This window comes from Paenibacillus sp. FSL k6-2145 (assembly GCF_037976585.1).
Classification (GTDB): domain Bacteria; phylum Bacillota; class Bacilli; order Paenibacillales; family Paenibacillaceae; genus Paenibacillus.
Window position 1 is genome coordinate 3,309,659 of the sequence record NZ_CP150267.1, and the last position, 15,925, is coordinate 3,325,583.

General features: G+C 46.3%; 13 protein-coding genes. 11 read left to right on the forward strand and 2 right to left on the reverse strand.

Annotated features, from left to right (window positions below; genetic code table 11):
- The first annotated feature begins 238 nt into the window (after window positions 1-238).
- The 5 genes from NZ043_RS14610 to NZ043_RS14630 all read left to right on the forward strand — a co-directional run bounded on the left by NZ043_RS14610 (window position 239) and on the right by NZ043_RS14630 (window position 4,424).
- Window positions 239-1,222 carry a phosphate/phosphite/phosphonate ABC transporter substrate-binding protein gene (locus NZ043_RS14610; protein ID WP_339312382.1) on the forward strand — a complete coding sequence of 328 codons (984 nt, stop codon included), beginning with the start codon at window positions 239-241 and terminating at the stop codon, window positions 1,220-1,222.
- A gap of 177 nt (window positions 1,223-1,399) precedes the next feature.
- Window positions 1,400-2,197, forward strand: a complete 798-nt coding sequence (gene phnC / locus NZ043_RS14615; RefSeq protein ID WP_062837418.1) for a phosphonate ABC transporter ATP-binding protein — start codon at window positions 1,400-1,402, stop codon at window positions 2,195-2,197.
- Entirely contained in the window at window positions 2,194-3,045 is an 852-nt protein-coding gene (phnE, locus tag NZ043_RS14620; protein ID WP_133386579.1) for a phosphonate ABC transporter, permease protein PhnE, read from the forward strand. Before phnC ends, phnE (NZ043_RS14620) begins: the two co-directional genes overlap by 4 nt.
- Complete coding sequence (gene phnE / locus NZ043_RS14625) at window positions 3,045-3,848, forward strand: phosphonate ABC transporter, permease protein PhnE (protein WP_036661541.1); 804 nt, start codon at window positions 3,045-3,047, stop codon at window positions 3,846-3,848. Before phnE (NZ043_RS14620) ends, phnE (NZ043_RS14625) begins: the two co-directional genes overlap by 1 nt.
- A gap of 315 nt (window positions 3,849-4,163) precedes the next feature.
- On the forward strand, window positions 4,164-4,424 hold the full coding sequence (locus NZ043_RS14630) for a hypothetical protein (protein ID WP_105600932.1): 261 nt from the start codon (window positions 4,164-4,166) through the stop codon (window positions 4,422-4,424).
- Between the two features lie 502 nt (window positions 4,425-4,926).
- On the opposite strand, the gene NZ043_RS14635 is transcribed toward NZ043_RS14630, so the two are convergent.
- Entirely contained in the window at window positions 4,927-7,674 is a 2,748-nt protein-coding gene (locus NZ043_RS14635; RefSeq protein ID WP_256332355.1) for a DUF5689 domain-containing protein, read from the reverse strand.
- 259 nt (window positions 7,675-7,933) lie between these two features.
- A complete protein-coding gene (locus NZ043_RS14640) occupies window positions 7,934-8,410 on the reverse strand; it encodes an RNA polymerase sigma factor (protein WP_091034338.1) in 477 nt (158 codons plus the stop codon).
- Window positions 8,411-8,625: 215 nt separating this feature from the next.
- Here NZ043_RS14640 and NZ043_RS14645 point away from each other — a divergent pair, with 215 nt between their 5' ends.
- The 6 genes from NZ043_RS14645 (at window position 8,626) to NZ043_RS14670 (ending at window position 15,528) form a co-directional block, all read left to right on the forward strand.
- The gene (locus NZ043_RS14645) at window positions 8,626-9,339 is read left to right on the forward strand and encodes a response regulator transcription factor (RefSeq protein WP_036606313.1); all 714 of its coding nucleotides are present in this window, start codon (window positions 8,626-8,628) and stop codon (window positions 9,337-9,339) included.
- Entirely contained in the window at window positions 9,336-10,802 is a 1,467-nt protein-coding gene (locus NZ043_RS14650) for a HAMP domain-containing sensor histidine kinase (RefSeq protein ID WP_339312387.1), read from the forward strand. Before NZ043_RS14645 ends, NZ043_RS14650 begins: the two co-directional genes overlap by 4 nt.
- A complete protein-coding gene (locus tag NZ043_RS14655; RefSeq protein ID WP_339312389.1) occupies window positions 10,799-11,962 on the forward strand; it encodes a hypothetical protein in 1,164 nt (387 codons plus the stop codon). The genes NZ043_RS14650 and NZ043_RS14655 overlap by 4 nt, the downstream gene beginning before the upstream one ends.
- Before the next feature lie 388 nt (window positions 11,963-12,350).
- On the forward strand, window positions 12,351-13,034 hold the full coding sequence (locus tag NZ043_RS14660; RefSeq protein WP_091015773.1) for an ABC transporter ATP-binding protein: 684 nt from the start codon (window positions 12,351-12,353) through the stop codon (window positions 13,032-13,034).
- Window positions 13,035-13,052: 18 nt separating this feature from the next.
- Entirely contained in the window at window positions 13,053-14,423 is a 1,371-nt protein-coding gene (locus NZ043_RS14665) for an ABC transporter permease (RefSeq protein ID WP_133386584.1), read from the forward strand.
- Window positions 14,424-14,451: 28 nt separating this feature from the next.
- Window positions 14,452-15,528 carry an efflux RND transporter periplasmic adaptor subunit gene (locus tag NZ043_RS14670; RefSeq protein ID WP_133386585.1) on the forward strand — a complete coding sequence of 359 codons (1,077 nt, stop codon included), beginning with the start codon at window positions 14,452-14,454 and terminating at the stop codon, window positions 15,526-15,528.
- Window positions 15,529-15,925 lie beyond the last annotated feature (397 nt).

A 15,925-nucleotide genomic window follows, 5' to 3' on the forward strand; every position in this document is an offset into this window, starting at 1 on the left:
TGGAATTACCATAAAACGGAGAAGACAGAATAGGCTGAAGAACCGAAGTATATGCCGTTATCTCCAATGTTCTTCCTATATCTTCAACCATAATGAGCCTATTCTAACAGATACAAGACCTGCTGACAGCCTGACAGGAAACTTTACAAAACTCCAAATTCCGTTTCACATCGCGCTAATATTTGGCAACTATAGTAGATAAGTACTGAAAAATAGAAACTCTTTGGAGGGTGTTCGTTTGAAGAAGTCTGCTTTATTTTTACCATTGTTGATTTTGGTTCTGTTTCTGAGTGCTTGTGGGTCTAGTAGTAGTACAACAGATTCGGCTAACGGGGATAATGCGAGTTCGAATGCATCCGGTACGTCTGCGGCAGAGACAGAGAAAGCTGTCGAAGGTTATGTGCCAACCGAATTGACGGTTCAATTTGTTCCTTCCCAGAATGCAGATACGCTTGAAGCTAAAGCGAAACCGCTGGAGAAGCTGCTTGGTGACAAACTGGGCATTCCGGTAAAAGTCAGCGTATCCACCGACTACAACACAATTATTGAAGCAATGGCTTCCAACAAAGTAGACGTAGGTTTCTTGCCTCCGACAGCTTATGTACTGGCTAAAGAAAAAGGCGCTGCACAAGTTATTCTGCAAGCACAACGTTTTGGTGTAAATGATGAGACAGGTGCTCCAACCGAAGAGTTGGCGGATTCCTATAAATCCATGTTCATTGTAAAAAAAGATTCTCCGATTCAATCCATCGAAGATCTTAAAGGTAAAAAAGTCGCTTACCAAAACGTAACGTCTTCCGCAGGTTATGTATGGCCAGCAGGTCTGTTGCTGGACAGAGGCATTGATCCATTAAAAGATGTAACACCTGTAACGTTGAAAGGTCATGACCAAGGTGTTATCGCTGTATTGAACGGTGACGTTGATGCAGCAGCTATTTTCCAAGATGCCCGCAACACGGTAGCTAAAGACTATCCGACTGTATTTGAAGATACACGTGTACTGGCGTTCACTGAGCCTATTCCTAACGATACCATTGCCGTTCGTACAGACATGAATGCAGATTGGACTGCGAAGATCAAACAAGCCTTCATCGATATCGGTAAAGATACTGAAGGTCACCAGATCATCAAAGAAATCTATACGCATGAAGGTTATGTAGAGTCCGATGATAGCAAGTTTGAGATCGTTCGTCAGTATGGCGAAAAAGTGAAAGGTGAATAATTTTGATCCAAAAGTAGTTCGGGATCTGTTCACTTTGTAGTAGCTTTCTTGGATGGGAACAGCTTAATCGTAGCAATGGACAGGCCAGTTCAGCGTGATCTACGCTGCGCTGGCTTGTGCCATTATAACAAGGACTCATGTATGGTTGATCATTATGAATGAAAGAAGGATATTGTCATGATTGAGCTTCATAACGTTACCAAAACTTACGCTAACGGCACCAAGGGCCTGGATAATATTAATCTGAAATTTGAGCAGGGTGAATTCATTGCTGTAGTGGGTCTGTCCGGTGCGGGTAAATCAACACTCTTACGCTCCATTAACCGACTGCACGACATTAGTGAGGGCGAGATTCTGATTAACGGAAGTTCCATCACCAAGGCACAAGGCAAACGGCTACGCATGATCAGACGTGACATCGGCATGATCTTCCAGAGTTTTAATCTGGTGAAACGGTCCAGTGTACTTCGTAATGTACTCGCTGGACGCGTTGGATATCATTCCACCATGCGTACCATTCTGGGTCGTTTTCCAAAAGAGGATATTGAACTGGCATTCACTGCACTGGATCGTGTGAATATCTCGGAGAAAGCTTATTCCCGTGCAGATCAGTTGTCTGGTGGACAACAACAGCGTGTCGCTATTGCTCGTGTACTTGCACAGGAAGCAAAAATCATACTGGCCGACGAACCGGTTGCTTCACTTGACCCGCTTACAACAAAGCAGGTCATGGATGACCTGAAACGCATCAATCAAGACCTTGGGATTACGACCATCGTCAACCTTCACTTTATTGATCTGGCGAGAGAGTATGCGACCCGTATTGTCGGGTTGAGAGCAGGCGAGGTCGTATTCGACGGTCCGGTGGAAGAGGCGACGGATGAGCGCTTTGCAGAAATATACGGCAGACCGATTCTGGCTGACGAATTGTTGGACAAGCAGGCTGTGCATGAGCAGGGAGAAGTTGTGGTATGAAGGGGCAGTCCAACGTTCCACTTCATAATTCAGGCGGAGTAGGGAAGGAACCTGGTTCCAGCCCGTCTCAGGTTGTGAATCGCCCGAAGCCGCCTGGGCGTACGAAACATTTGCTCACCTTAGTGATCATTCTGCTCCTTCTGTGGGCCAGTGCCAAACAGACGGATGCCAGCTTTACAGAGTTGTTTGAAGGTTTTCCCAACATGTTGGATCTGCTAAAGGAAATGTTCCCACCCCGTTGGAGTTACTTTGATAATATCGTGCAAGGCATGCTGGAAACGATCCGAATGGCCCTGATTGGGACAACCATTGGTGCGATTATTGCGATACCAGTCTCGATCATCTGTGCTGGTAACCTGATGCCAAGTCGCTGGATTTACTATCCGGCACGTTTTCTGCTGAACCTGATTCGGACCGTGCCAGATCTGCTGCTTGCTGCTTTGTTCGTTGCTGTATTTGGTTTGGGGCCCATCCCCGGAATCTTGGCACTGGCTGTGTTCTCGATAGGTCTGATTGCGAAGTTGACCTATGAGACGCTGGAAACCATTGATCAGGGGCCCCTAGAAGCGATGACGGCTGTTGGTATGAACCGGATTCAGCTCATTGTATATGGCGTAGTGCCGCAACTGGCTGCCCAGTTCACATCCTATGTGCTGTATGCCTTCGAAATTAATATACGTGCTGCTGCCATTCTCGGACTGGTGGGAGCCGGAGGAATTGGACTCTACTATGAGGCCACACTTGGATTCCTGGAGTATGACAAGACCAGCGTAATCATTCTGTTTACCCTCGTCATCGTTCTGATCATTGATTATGTAAGTACTAAGCTGCGGGAGAAATTGCTATGATGAAAAATGAAACAAGCCGCATCCGGCCTAAACCACGGAAGAACCCGCTTCGCTGGGTCATTGTGTTACTGCTGATCCTTGTGTATGTCTGGGCGCTTGCCGGTGTACCGTTTACTGGGTTCAAGGAAACCGCTGCTCAGATTATGAAGGCCATTGTCGCCGGAATTTTCTCACCGGACTGGGATTTTGTATATCTGCCTGAGGGAGAAGACTTGCTGCGCGGACTGTTGGATACGCTGGCGATTTCCGTGCTGGGTACCGTGATCTCGGCTGTGCTCTGTATTCCGTTTGCATTCTGGTCTGCCCGTAACATGAGTGGGCATCGTTCCATCTCGGGTGCAGGCAAAATGGTACTCAGCTTTATCCGCACGTTCCCTGAGATTATCATGGCCTTGTTGTTCATTAAAGCAGTAGGTCCCGGATCGTTTGCAGGGGTACTCGCCCTTGGGTTACACTCCATCGGCATGTTGGGTAAATTATACGCAGATGAAGTTGAGAATATCGACTATGGCCCATCTGAGGCGCTGCTTGCCTCTGGAGCCAATCGCATGCAGCAGTTGTGGTTTGCCATCCTGCCGCAGGTTATGCCTGGATTCTTAAACTATACGTTGTATCGTTTCGAGATTAATGTACGTTCCGCGACCATACTGGGCGTGATCGGAGCAGGGGGGATTGGTACACCGCTGATCTTTGCACTTAGCACTCGGAACTGGCCGCGAGTAGGTATAATCCTGCTGGGTATAATCGTGATGATCACGATTATCGACCTGATCTCGGGTTATATCCGTAAGAAATTGGTGTAGGTTAATGTGGCGTTAAGAATATATTAGATGATAAAGTAAGATTAGATGATAGCGGAAGAAGAGAGGGCTATTCGGTGCCAGAATATTGGCAGGGATAGTCTTTTTTTTTGTCTGCAAAAAACAACGGTGCGTTCTTGTTGCACAGCTAACCGTTAAGGAATAAGAGTGTTCCAAGAATATCTATAAAAATGATTGAATTATTTTCCAATTACATGTAATATTAATAGGTTTCTATATAAAGGGAATTAAGGATATTAATTAATACTACTCTTAGATATCCATACAAGAAGTGAGTTTTTAAAAGGAAGGTGACCTATGAAAACATTTTATTTTATATGGATTGGGTTTATGGTACTCCTACTACTGTACAGAATGATCTTTCAGAAGTTTAAAAAACATAACATAGAGAATATTGGACTTAGTGCAATTCTGATCGTTTTCACGGGAAGAAGTTATCCGTATCCCAACATAAACTGGATTTTTGTCATCAGTGTTGCCACCCTAGCTGTTTATGCTGCTGTATGGAACAGTATTCTAGGTTGGAAGAAATGGAATGAGCCGGAACGATTGAAATGAACAGGCGCTCTACATCTTCGCTAAGGGATTTAAACCATGTAGCGTATTTTGCAGGAGGTGGGCTAACTAACCTGAGAGTTCTTATAATGCCTCATAAGGCATCACTGGAATTCTAACGAATCGTAGTGACGTTATATGTTGCGTTTTGTCCGATTTGATCCTTTGGGAACTGAAATGTAGCTCAATAGCGATGCTGAGGTTCGTTAGATTCTATAATTTGGCCAAAATGGCCGAATAAGATCTGTCAGGTTCGTTAGCGCCTAGGAAGTGCAGCAATCTGGAAAGGCTGGAGCGGCATAACTATCATTAATGCTGCAAGTGTCTACTTTCTGGGGAGAGGTTCTACATGCACGATTGTCAAAAAAAACGTGACCACTTCACCCGTTTTACCGACATATGTGCTTTCAACTAAAAAACCGAAACCATGTTGCCCTGTGAATCAGGCAATGTTGGTTTCGGTTTTTTAGTTGCTTGGTTAAACGTTAGGCTTCTTAGCTGAGACTTAGCTAGCCAAAGGCAACGCTTTGGTTACTTGAACCGTAATTGACTCGGTGCTGGTTACGCCTGCGGCGTTGATCAGCTCAGCACGGTACGTATACGTTCCGTTAGCACGACCGGACAATTCCGTTGTAGCACTTTGAGAAGCTGGTGTAGCAGCTTTCAATGTTTGTGTATCAATCAGAACATCATTTTCATAGAGACGGTATTCAGTAGCGTTTGTACCCCACCAGAGGTTCATGGATACGTTGTAGTTGCCGTCACCATCCCAGTTGTTTTGGGACAAGTTCGCTTTCCCGGGAGCAGCGTTCGTTACTTGAACTGTCAGCTCGTCACTGCGTGTTGTGCCTTTGTCATTGGTCAGCTCAGCTACGTAGGTATACGTGCCGTTGGCTTTACCTGTAATGGCGGTTTTCGAGGACTGAGCCGATGGTGAAGCCGCAGTCAACTTCTGTGTATCGATCAGAACGCCGTTCTCATACAGCTTGTACTCGGAACCATTTTCGCCCCACCAGAGGTTCATGCTTACGTTATACGAACCTTCGAACAGGCCGGTTGTATATCCACTATCAGAGGAAAGCACCGGTTTACCCGGTGCTCCCGCAGCTGGAGTGGAAGGCAGTTCGCCTCCACCTTGATCTTCAGCAGGTACAAAATCATTCAAGCTTCTAGGTTTCAATTGATATACGTCTTTGAAAATAGCGGAAACGCCTGTGATATCGATTTTGTCACCAGCAGCATAAGGGAAGGCAGTCTCCGTCACACCTGTACGGGTGTCTACACGGATATGTGTGTTTGTGCCATCTGCTGCTACCGCGTCAAATTCAAAAGATCCAACTGGTGTAGCACTGATGATATTCTCGATCGTTACATCTTTCAGTTGAACCAGTTGACCCTGGTTCGCATCTGTAATTGCTGTAACTTCGATTGGAGCAGGTACGGCAGCCGTACCTGTTTTCTCAATCGCAACGATATCCGTAAGCTCGAACTCGCTGTTATAGATGGTTGTTGCTGCCGTTACTTTCACCTTGTCACCAGCATGGAAGCCGCTAGTATGCTGGAATACGTAGATTCCAGCAGTTTCATCTTGAAGATAGAAGGCTTGTCCACCAAATGCACCAGGTTCTGTCGTCACAACACCTTCGATAGTTACGGTAGTGCCAACCGCTTTGGTGCGTGCTTCAGCAACAGTGATAGCTGCTGGAATCGGTCCTTCTTCTTCTGGAAGCTGTTCTGCTGGCACATTGCCAACAGTCACGGCATTGGTGATCAGGTTGCTGCCATTCAGACGCAGACGCAAGCTGGCAGCACCAGTTGTACCCGGTTTAATACGGACGTTCAGGTCTTTGATCCCGCGACCTTGGCTGTCCGAGGTTACACTGAATGTGGAGCTATAGCCGTACGAAGTTGGCCATGTACCACTTTCATTCTGGATCATGGCGACCTGAGTTCCGCCAGTCAGATAGATACCGGCACTATAACCGGATACGGTTGTGTTTGGAGCCATATTCTCCACAACTACACGAATCTGGAAGTCTTCTGCATTCGGAAGGGTATCCTGTTTCACGAAGCTGTAAGCAGCGTTTGCGCTGGATGCAGGTCCACCATAAGAACCAGCCTTAAACGTGGAACGATCGTACCACTTATATCCGGCAGCAGGTGCGGCCCAAGGTTCAGCCTGTGGTTCTGTGGAAGCAGCTGGCTCTTCGAATGGCAGCAGCGCTGTAGCTGTGTCCAGTTCAAGTCCGTTCACTTCAGTTAGGCTTGTGTAGTTCTCTTGTGTAGCGAGCCAGTTTACGGTGTTCACGAGCAACACGGCATCATCGGCTTCTTTGAAACCGTCATAAGTTGTTTTGCGTGTGCCTGTCTCTTCACGCAAATATTTTGGTGATGCATCTTCTACTGGAGAGGAGTCACCGATGAAGGCAGCCTTACCTGCACCCAGCTTGGATACGGCCACGTAAGGACCTTCTTCAATCCCGCCACCGTTGTAGACACCTTGGTCCACCGCGTTATTCCATTTTGCGTTGGTTTTTGGCAGGTACACAATACCTTTTGCCTTTTCCGGATCGGTGATTGCAAGTGTTGAACCGGCGTGCATGGCTACAGCCGATACCCCTTCTGTGATGCCAAAGGCTTGATCTGCCGGTACAACGATATTAGCGTTGATATCGCCAAGTGCGTTATAGCGGAAACGTACGCCGAAGTTATCGGACAACCAGTCCGTGCTAGTTACATTTTGCATGGCATCCGAGTTACGCTCATCGGTGCTCATACCTTTGGTTGGATCTTCAAAAGCTCCCCGACGGTAGCCGTTGATGACTTCAGAGCCATCCCAGCGGTTTTTGTTACGGTCGGCATTATAGTGATCTCCAACAAAGAAGATGCTGCCTCCCGTTTCAACATATTGTTTGAGTGCTGCTTGTTCGGATGTTTTGAAAGGAATTTGAGGCTCTGCAATAACGAATACGTTATACTCTTTCAGATCATCATAGGTAAATGGAGTTGTCTTGCGAAGTTCTTTGACATAATAACCATCATTCGCGAGTGCATTCCCGAAGTCGGAGAAACCTCCATCAATGACCCAGTCTGCAGCTCCAGCCGTTTGGCCGTGAGAGTTGTCGAACAATACTTTTTTACCTGCATTTTGGTTCACAACCTTTGCCTGGATGAACGGTGCCGGGTCTGTCGGCCCTTCCGCATGAACCGATGCATCTCCGTTCCATAATCCGATCTGAAGCGGCAAAGCCATGGACAATGCCAGGAGTGATTTTAGAAATACTCCTCGCATACCTGTTAATTTACCCAACCAAATCCCTCCCAAATATTAGTTGATTCATGAGTTCGTCCATATTCTACCACATGAAAATCTCACATAGTCATAACAATTTGTAAAAATTAACTCGATATTTGTAAAATTGGGTCTTTTGACATATCCATAGGTAATTCGATCCTGTCTTAACACTTCCATCCGCCGTCACTAATGATTTTTCTAAAGAAAAAGTCATCTCTTATGAGATGACTTTGGCCCGAATTCGATTGACGGCATGGAAGACAGAGGATTTAATCATGCCTTCACTGCGATTCACCAGCTCTGCCGTTTCCTTAATGGAATATCCATGGATGAGGCGAAGTTCTAATATTTTACGATGCTCGGTGTTGTTAATATGGGAGACAAGATCATGAACACCTTCGCTAATTTCAAGGTGGGGTGTATCGACGTGATGGGTAGGTACCTCCAGACGGCTGTCTCGTCTGAGTGTACGGGTTCGCCTGCGGAAGCTGTCCATCGCCAGGTTACGGGCAATGCGTTTGAGATAATAGAGAATGCGGTCTTCAGGGATATCCACGGTAACGTTCATTAGTCGAATGAAACAATCCTGTGCCAGATCTTCTGCGTCTTGCGGTTGTTTGACGATATGGGATAGATACCTTGTGATTTCTGATTTATAGTTGACATAAGCATCATTAATTAGTGTGCTGTTCATATGATGTGAATCCCCCTTGGATACAGATCAGGCTTGGGTCCGGTCTGGTATGAGTCTCTTATGATCCAAGTATATCGGGATGTTGTTTCCAAAAGGTTCAGAGTTGTATCGGAGTTGTAACATTTCGTGCTTCCCTCTATTCAAGCATACGGCTTGGGATACAAAATATAGGCAGATGAAGGAAATTCATAGAGCAGGGAGATTACGAAGGTATCATGAGACAAAAAGAAATTTTAATTATTGAGGACGAGGAGTCCATTCGCGATATACTGTCCTATTCGTTACGTAAAGAAGGATTTGAGATCAAGGAAGCAGCTACGGGAAAAGAGGGTCTGGATCTGCTTCGGGATTCGAAGCCGGATCTGATCCTGCTGGATCTGATGCTGCCAGATATGAGCGGTTTTGATGTGTGCAGGCAACTATCTGTGAACTCCAAGATACCTGTCATCATGATCACTGCAAAGTCGGACATGCTGGACAAGGTACTTGGCATGGAGCTTGGGGCGGATGATTATATCACGAAGCCTTTTGATATCCGTGAGGTGGTTGCGCGCATTCGGGCGATTTTTCGCCGGATTGATCTGATCAGCGAGACACTGGAGAATCAGTCCTATGAGGTGGTAAGGCTAGGCAAGCATATTGAGATCCGCAAGGATGAACGGGAAGTGTGGAAAGACGGGGAACGGGCAGGACTCACGAATAAAGAATATGATCTTTTGTTATTTCTCGTGACCCATCATCGTAAGGTGCATACACGTTCTGAACTGCTGGATAAGGTATGGGGATTTGATTTTGCAGGGGATACCCGAACGGTGGACATTCATGTGCAACGGATTCGCAAGAAACTGGATAGTGGTGTGCAAGGCATTTCGATGATTGAAACGGTATTCGGTGTGGGGTACAAGCTGAATATTCAGGTACAGACATGAAGTGGACGATCCAGTTCAAAATGGTGGTGCTATTCTCGGTCATTGTATTTATCGGATTCTCCGTCCTGTTGATTCTGTCCAATAAGGTAGCTCAGGAGAATATGTACCGGGAAGTGCATGAGGATATGGTGCAATCCAAAAGAAATCTGGACATCGCGCTGAATCAGTACTTCCTGATACATAACAAACGCATGAGCAGAGACTCGCTTGAAGCAGGGAGTCGCGAGCTCGCGGAGCAGATTGGATCAGCCGTTGGCGGAAAGATTACGGTATACCGTCCTGATGCTTCGCCTTACGGATCTGCTGGCAGCGAGGTTAATGTTGCCAAGCGCTCTGACCATCCTGATGTGGAGCAAGCCATACAATCCCGGATCGCTTACACCACCGTTGTGGATAAAGGTCGGGTCACCTCCAGTCTGTCCTTCCCACTTCAGATGGATCAACAATTGATTGGCATTGTACAGTTGGAGAAGGATTACACGGACTTGTACAAACGCAATCTTCGGTTCCAGAATACGATCAAGCTGTTTGCAGCGGTTATTTTCGTATTTGTATTTATCGCATCCATCTTTATTTCCCGGAAAATTACACAACCCATCCGTGTACTCACGAAACGTTCTGCGGAAGTGGCCCAGGGAAGTCTGAATGCAGACATTCAGATTACAACCAAGGATGAGATCGGTGAATTGGCTTCAAGCTTCACTGTCATGATTAATCGGGTTCGGGAGCAGATTGATGTGATTGAGCGAGAACGGGACGAAGTGAAGCAAGTACAGGCGAGAAGCAAAGTCTTTTTTGACAATGTGACGCATGAATTGAAGACACCACTAACAACGATCCTGGGGTACGCCCAGATTTTGCGGGATAACGGATTTACCGATCAGGACTTTTTTGACAAAGGCATGAATTATATTATCAAGGAAAGCCAGCGTCTCAACACGATGGTTGCGGATATTCTGGAGGTTTCGGTCTCGTCTGCGGTCATTCAGGCGTACCGATTCGAACGTATCGATGTATCCGATATTATCCGTGAAGCTTGCGAGGATATGTCGATTAAGGCCAGTAAGTACAATATAGGCATTCACTATGAGCTGGAGGAACATCAGTATCTACAGGGGGATCGTGATAAGCTGAAGGAGGTCTTCCTCAACGTTCTGGATAACTCGGTCAAGTACAGTGATGTGAACTCCATCATCGAAGTGCAATCCTTCCGGTTAGGTGATTCCATTGCTATTGTGATCCGTGATCAGGGAGAAGGAATCGGTGCTGAAGCGCTCCAGCATGTATTTGAACCCTTTTACCAGGATAAAGGAATCAACAGAGCCGAGAAGGGCAGTGCCGGGCTGGGTCTGTCTATTGTGAAGAACATCGTTGAGCGTCATGGAGGAACAGTGGAGATGAAGAGCATCATGCGGCAAGGGACACAAGTAAATATCAGTCTTCCGGGGGAAATGAACGCATGAGACATCCTGGATTTTGGCGTAAACACCGAGACATATTGATGCTGTCCGGGCTGTTGATCACGTTTGTCAGCGGGATTTTTGGGATTGGAAGCCTGTTCAGTATCGGAAATCTCAAGCCTAGAACAGTAATATTGCCAAGTGAGCAATTCAACAGTCGTCTGGCGCCACCACCGAGCAGTACGATTCAGATCGAGTCGGCGACCAAGATTCCGAATGACTTCGCGATCTTTGATTTTGAAGTGGTAGACCGGAACACGATTATATTGAATCAATCGGAACCTTCCTATTCAGGGCTTCAGCTGTCTCTCCTGCATCTGGATGATAATGAAGTTAAGAATATTGCGAGTAATACGGATTATGGCGTTGCAATCAGTCCAAATCACAAGAAAATTATATACTCCCAGTACCGGGCGGGTCAGGCACAGAAGACATCGTATGAGTATGTGATTGAGGATGGGAAACGTCGCAAGCTTCCGAACGACAACTCGTATTATCGAGTGTTTGTAGGGAACGAATCCTACATTGGTCAGGATGATCTGTTATTTAAACAAGTTGATCTGAGCAAGGGGACGAATCAAGTCATCTACACGTATGATGAGCTAATGGGCATGTTCACAGGACCGAAACAAGGGAAAAGTTCGAATGATACGTTTATCGTAATGGATGTGTTGCAGGTCAGCGAAGATCTGAAGCAGTTTTATATGCTGGTGATGCTGAAAGACAAGTATGCCATCTATCGTGTATCGCTTGAGGACGGGCATGAAGTGAAGGCGTATGCTGCAATGGAAGACATTCTACAATTCAAGTTGCTGAAAAATGGTGACATGCTCATCCAGGGAACGATGAATAAGGTACAGGGGCTATATCGGTATCGTGCCGCGCAGGAGCAATATGATCTGGTATTAAAAGGTTCCATCTGGAACTTCGAACTGGATGCAGATGAATCGCGAATAGCTTACTTTTACCCGATGGACAATCAGAATCAGAAGAGTGAGTTGCATGTTGCTTACCTGAATGACAGCAAGCTTTCGTCCGATACGGTGATCTACCGCAATATTGATAACTTTACTAATCTGAAGTGGAATGACGATGAGCTATTTGCAGTGGGCAGTACGATGGATAAAAGTGAGTTGTACCGCTTTAGTTTCAGAGCTTGGTAAGCTGTGGAAGGTATACGAATATTAAGACCTTGGTCTGGTGGAGCTGGTGATATCTCCTCTGCGGACAAGGTCTTTTTGTTATGACATTTTACAAGTTGGATACAACTCCGGCCAGCCCAGATACATCTCGACCCTATAATGAAAAGGGAATGTTCTACGCGAATCTTTACATACAAGTTCAAAAAAGACTGGTTTTCAGTACCGAGAAGATGGAATGAAGCTAGAAATGGAGTAGCGGAGCGTAGGCAAACTACGTGAGCAACGGACATTTCGGCTGAATTCTATATTCGATGTTGATGATGTCATTAGACATCCTTCGTAATCAAAAGCGGACTTTTTTGAACAACCTCTTTACATATTTAGCAAGTAGAAAGGAAGACATGTAGCAATGCTTCAAGTTGAACAATTATCCCACTCGTTCCGCAATGGCCAGGGAACCGTGCCGGTGCTTCAGGATATCAACCTGACGATTGGAGAAGGCAAGATGGTAGCCCTGCTGGGCAGTTCTGGTTCGGGCAAATCCACACTGCTGAATCTGATGGCGGGGCTGATGAAACCGGATCAGGGCAAGATTCTAATTGCGGGACAAGATATTGTACGTTTCAGTGAAAATCGCCTGGCTGAGTTCAGGCGTAGTCATATCGGGTTTATTTTTCAATCCTATGAACTGCTGTCTAATCTTACGATCCGGGAAAATGTAGAGTTACCTTTGGTGTTTATGGGCATAAGCCCTTCAAAACGCAAAGCAAAAGCATTGAAGCTGTTGGAACAGGTTGGACTGGGAGAAAAAGCAAACTTGTTCCCGTCTCAGTTATCGGGCGGTCAACAACAACGTGTCAGTATTGCACGCTCGCTCATTACCGAACCCTCGGTGATCTTTGCAGATGAGCCTACCGGGAATCTGGATACCGAGACGGAGGAAGAGATTATTGCGATTTTGCAGCAGCTTAACCGGGATATGAATACAACCTTTGTCATTGTGACACATGAAGCAGAGGTCGCGGAGCAGATGCAAGTTGTGCTTACCCTGCAACATGGAATACTGGTCGAAGAGGCTGTAAGGGAAGTTTGAGGCAGAAGGAGAGGAAATGTGAGAATACGGGATGTAGCACGTATGGCCTGGGGACAGATCATTCGCAGAAAAATGGTTACACTGCTGTGCATGATGGGGCTGTCCATCGGCTCTGCCGCCATGATCATTGCACTTAGCGTAGGGCAGTCCGTACAGACCTATAGCGAGAAAACATTGAACGACAATTACAAGATGGATGAAATCACGATTACACCCAATGAAGGCATACGTACTGGGAACGGCAAGGGGAATGGTCAGACATCGAAGTTTGAACGGGGAGCATTGACGTTGGAAAAGATTCAGATTATCCAAAGACTACCCCATGTTGTTGCCGTGGCTCCCATGTTAAAGCTGGATTCGCTGGAAATGGTGCTTCCGGATGGTCGCAGCACGTATGTTGAGGTCATTGGTACCCAGCTGGAGACCCTGGGCGGGTTTGGATACAAATATGCTGAGGGACGTGGGGCAGAAGATGGTCGTATGGCGGTGACCAGTTATGGGGCTGCATTTGGACTCGTGGACCCCAAAGTAACTCAGAAGTTATTTGAGCAGTTGAATGCTGATCCATATAACAACGAGCTTTTGGAACAGTTTACGGAAATGTCTGCGAAGCAGGATCAGTTGGTGCAGCAGCGTATTCAGTTTCGATATGAAGATTATGCAAATGCGAGTAAAACCAAAATGAGTGGTTCTATACGCGTGTCTGGAGAACTGATGAAGCCTTCCAACATGGATGATATGAGCGCTCAAAACGATAAAAAAGTATATCTGCCGCTCGATACAGCTCGTGCATTGCAGGATGAGCTTGGATTACAGCAGGCCGACAGCAGTGCGGCCAAACATCTTAACTCGGCTCTGGTCAAGGTTGAGGACAAACGTTATGTATCCCAGGTGGAAGAACAGATTAAAAAGCTGACGTTAAACACACAGAGTAATCTGTTCCAGGAGGAAGCGATGGCAGGTCAATTGGCGATGTACCAGAAAGCGGCATTGGGGATCGGTGGTTTTATCATGCTGTTGGCCTCATTATCCATTATTGTAGCGATGATTATGTCCACGCATCAGCGTCGTAAACAGATTGGTGTGATGAAGGTGCTGGGCGCAAATCTGTGGCAGATCCGTCAGATGTTTATTACAGAAGCAGCGATGCTTGGATTAATGGGCGGCATAGCTGGTGTGGGGATCGCCTTTGCTGCCCTCGACGGGGTGAACAGTCTGCTGGCGAGTCAGATGGCAGATCAGATGAATGGTCCGATGACCGTCGTTATTCAGCAGTCGGCTCTGCCACTTGGCATCGTTTTTGCTGTTCTGGTTGGCATTGTATCGGGTATATATCCGGCAATCAGCGCATCTCGGACCAATGCATTAACTGTGATCAAATCAATGTAATTTTATCAGCGAAAGGGAAATTGGGCACATGAAGAAATGGATTAAAATCATCATCACCGTTGTACTTTTGGCAGGTGCAGGATACTGGCTGTATGAAAAGTACAAGCCAAAACCGGAGGCGCCTATAGAAATTCCGCCCCCGATTACCTTTGATGTGACACAGGAAACGATGACGCAAACGATACAGGTGAAGGGGAAATCCGTATACACCGATCAGACCGATATTTTTGCTCCGTATGCTTCCAACATCAAGCAGTGGCATGTGAAAAGTGGTGAGCAGGTGAGCAAAGGCGATATCCTGTTTACCCTCGATACTTCCACGTTACAAACAGAAGTAGAACAGTTGCAGAGTGATCTGGAGAAAGCCCAGCTGGAAAATAAGATGAATCAGGTTAGCCTGGATCAGGCAAATATGAGCGAGGCGCTTGGCGTGACGGAAGAGGAGCGCAAGAAGGCATTTGCAGACCGGGAAGGCAAACGCCTGACAAATGAGTTGAATCAAAAAGCACTGGTCCTCAAGGAGAAGGAGATACAGAAAAAGCAGGCAGTAATAAGTAAGTCTGTTGTGTATGCTTCTGCTTCCGGTATATTTCAGATGAATGAAGAGGACAGCAAGACACGTGCAGTGACGGAAGGACAGCTGATCGGGTCCATTACAAACATCAGCAAACTGAAATTTATGACGATTGTTGGTGAGGAAGAAATGTTCAGGCTCAAGGTGGGAATGCCAGTTAAGGTGCGAATGACAGCGCAGAAAGACCTGCAATTCACCGGGAAGGTGAGTAAGGTATCCAAATTCGCCCGCAAGAGTACCGATACGGACCTCAAGCAAGCTTCACAGTTTGACGTGGTCATTGATCTGAAGCCGGACACCAGAATGTATGGAGGCGTGAGTCTGGAAGGGGATATCGAGACGATGCGTAAGGATAAAGTGACGGTTGTGTCCAGCTTGGCGATCATGCGAGATCAGACCGAACCTTACGTACTGTTAGACAAAGGGAACGGACAGACCGAGCCGCTGACCATCCAGGCTGGAATGGAATCGGGGGACAAGACGGAAGTGGTTAGTGGCTTAAAACCGGGAGACATTGTCGTTTTGCCTTAGATGTAGGAATATAAGAACAAGGCATTATATATAATGACTATCTAGACAAGCGGGTTCATTCGGCATTGAAAAACAAGAGGTTCATTGTGGCAGATTGCCAGGATGAACCTCGTGTGTCGTTTGGAGCAAGGGATGTCCAGATTCCTGCCTGAATTATGGAAAAAAATATAATTAAATTTATATAATTCAATTTACAGTAATATTTACATGTCGTATAATCAGAACATAAGGAGGTGACACCGAACATCATGTTTGTAGATGGATAGGCGAAGACCTTTTTTTTAACTGTTTGAAGAAAGCGCTTACCGAATTTGGGAATCAGACATCCCGTAAGTCATTGTTCACACTTCTTCATGTCTAACACACGTTCAACCACACCCACCATATTATACTCATT

What these genes read in the sequence shown, in the direction of transcription:
- phnC (WP_062837418.1), top strand. Translation starts at nt 1,400, where the DNA reads ATGATTGAGCTTCATAACGTTACCAAAACTTACGCTAACGGCACCAAG.
- phnE (WP_133386579.1), top strand. Translation starts at nt 2,194, where the DNA reads ATGAAGGGGCAGTCCAACGTTCCACTTCATAATTCAGGCGGAGTAGGG.
- phnE (WP_036661541.1), top strand. Translation starts at nt 3,045, where the DNA reads ATGAAAAATGAAACAAGCCGCATCCGGCCTAAACCACGGAAGAACCCG.
- NZ043_RS14630 (WP_105600932.1), top strand. Translation starts at nt 4,164, where the DNA reads ATGAAAACATTTTATTTTATATGGATTGGGTTTATGGTACTCCTACTA.
- NZ043_RS14635 (WP_256332355.1), bottom strand. Translation starts at nt 7,674, where the DNA reads ATGGCTTTGCCGCTTCAGATCGGATTATGGAACGGAGATGCATCGGTT.
- NZ043_RS14640 (WP_091034338.1), bottom strand. Translation starts at nt 8,410, where the DNA reads ATGAACAGCACACTAATTAATGATGCTTATGTCAACTATAAATCAGAA.
- NZ043_RS14645 (WP_036606313.1), top strand. Translation starts at nt 8,626, where the DNA reads ATGAGACAAAAAGAAATTTTAATTATTGAGGACGAGGAGTCCATTCGC.
- NZ043_RS14650 (WP_339312387.1), top strand. Translation starts at nt 9,336, where the DNA reads ATGAAGTGGACGATCCAGTTCAAAATGGTGGTGCTATTCTCGGTCATT.
- NZ043_RS14655 (WP_339312389.1), top strand. Translation starts at nt 10,799, where the DNA reads ATGAGACATCCTGGATTTTGGCGTAAACACCGAGACATATTGATGCTG.
- NZ043_RS14660 (WP_091015773.1), top strand. Translation starts at nt 12,351, where the DNA reads ATGCTTCAAGTTGAACAATTATCCCACTCGTTCCGCAATGGCCAGGGA.
- NZ043_RS14670 (WP_133386585.1), top strand. Translation starts at nt 14,452, where the DNA reads ATGAAGAAATGGATTAAAATCATCATCACCGTTGTACTTTTGGCAGGT.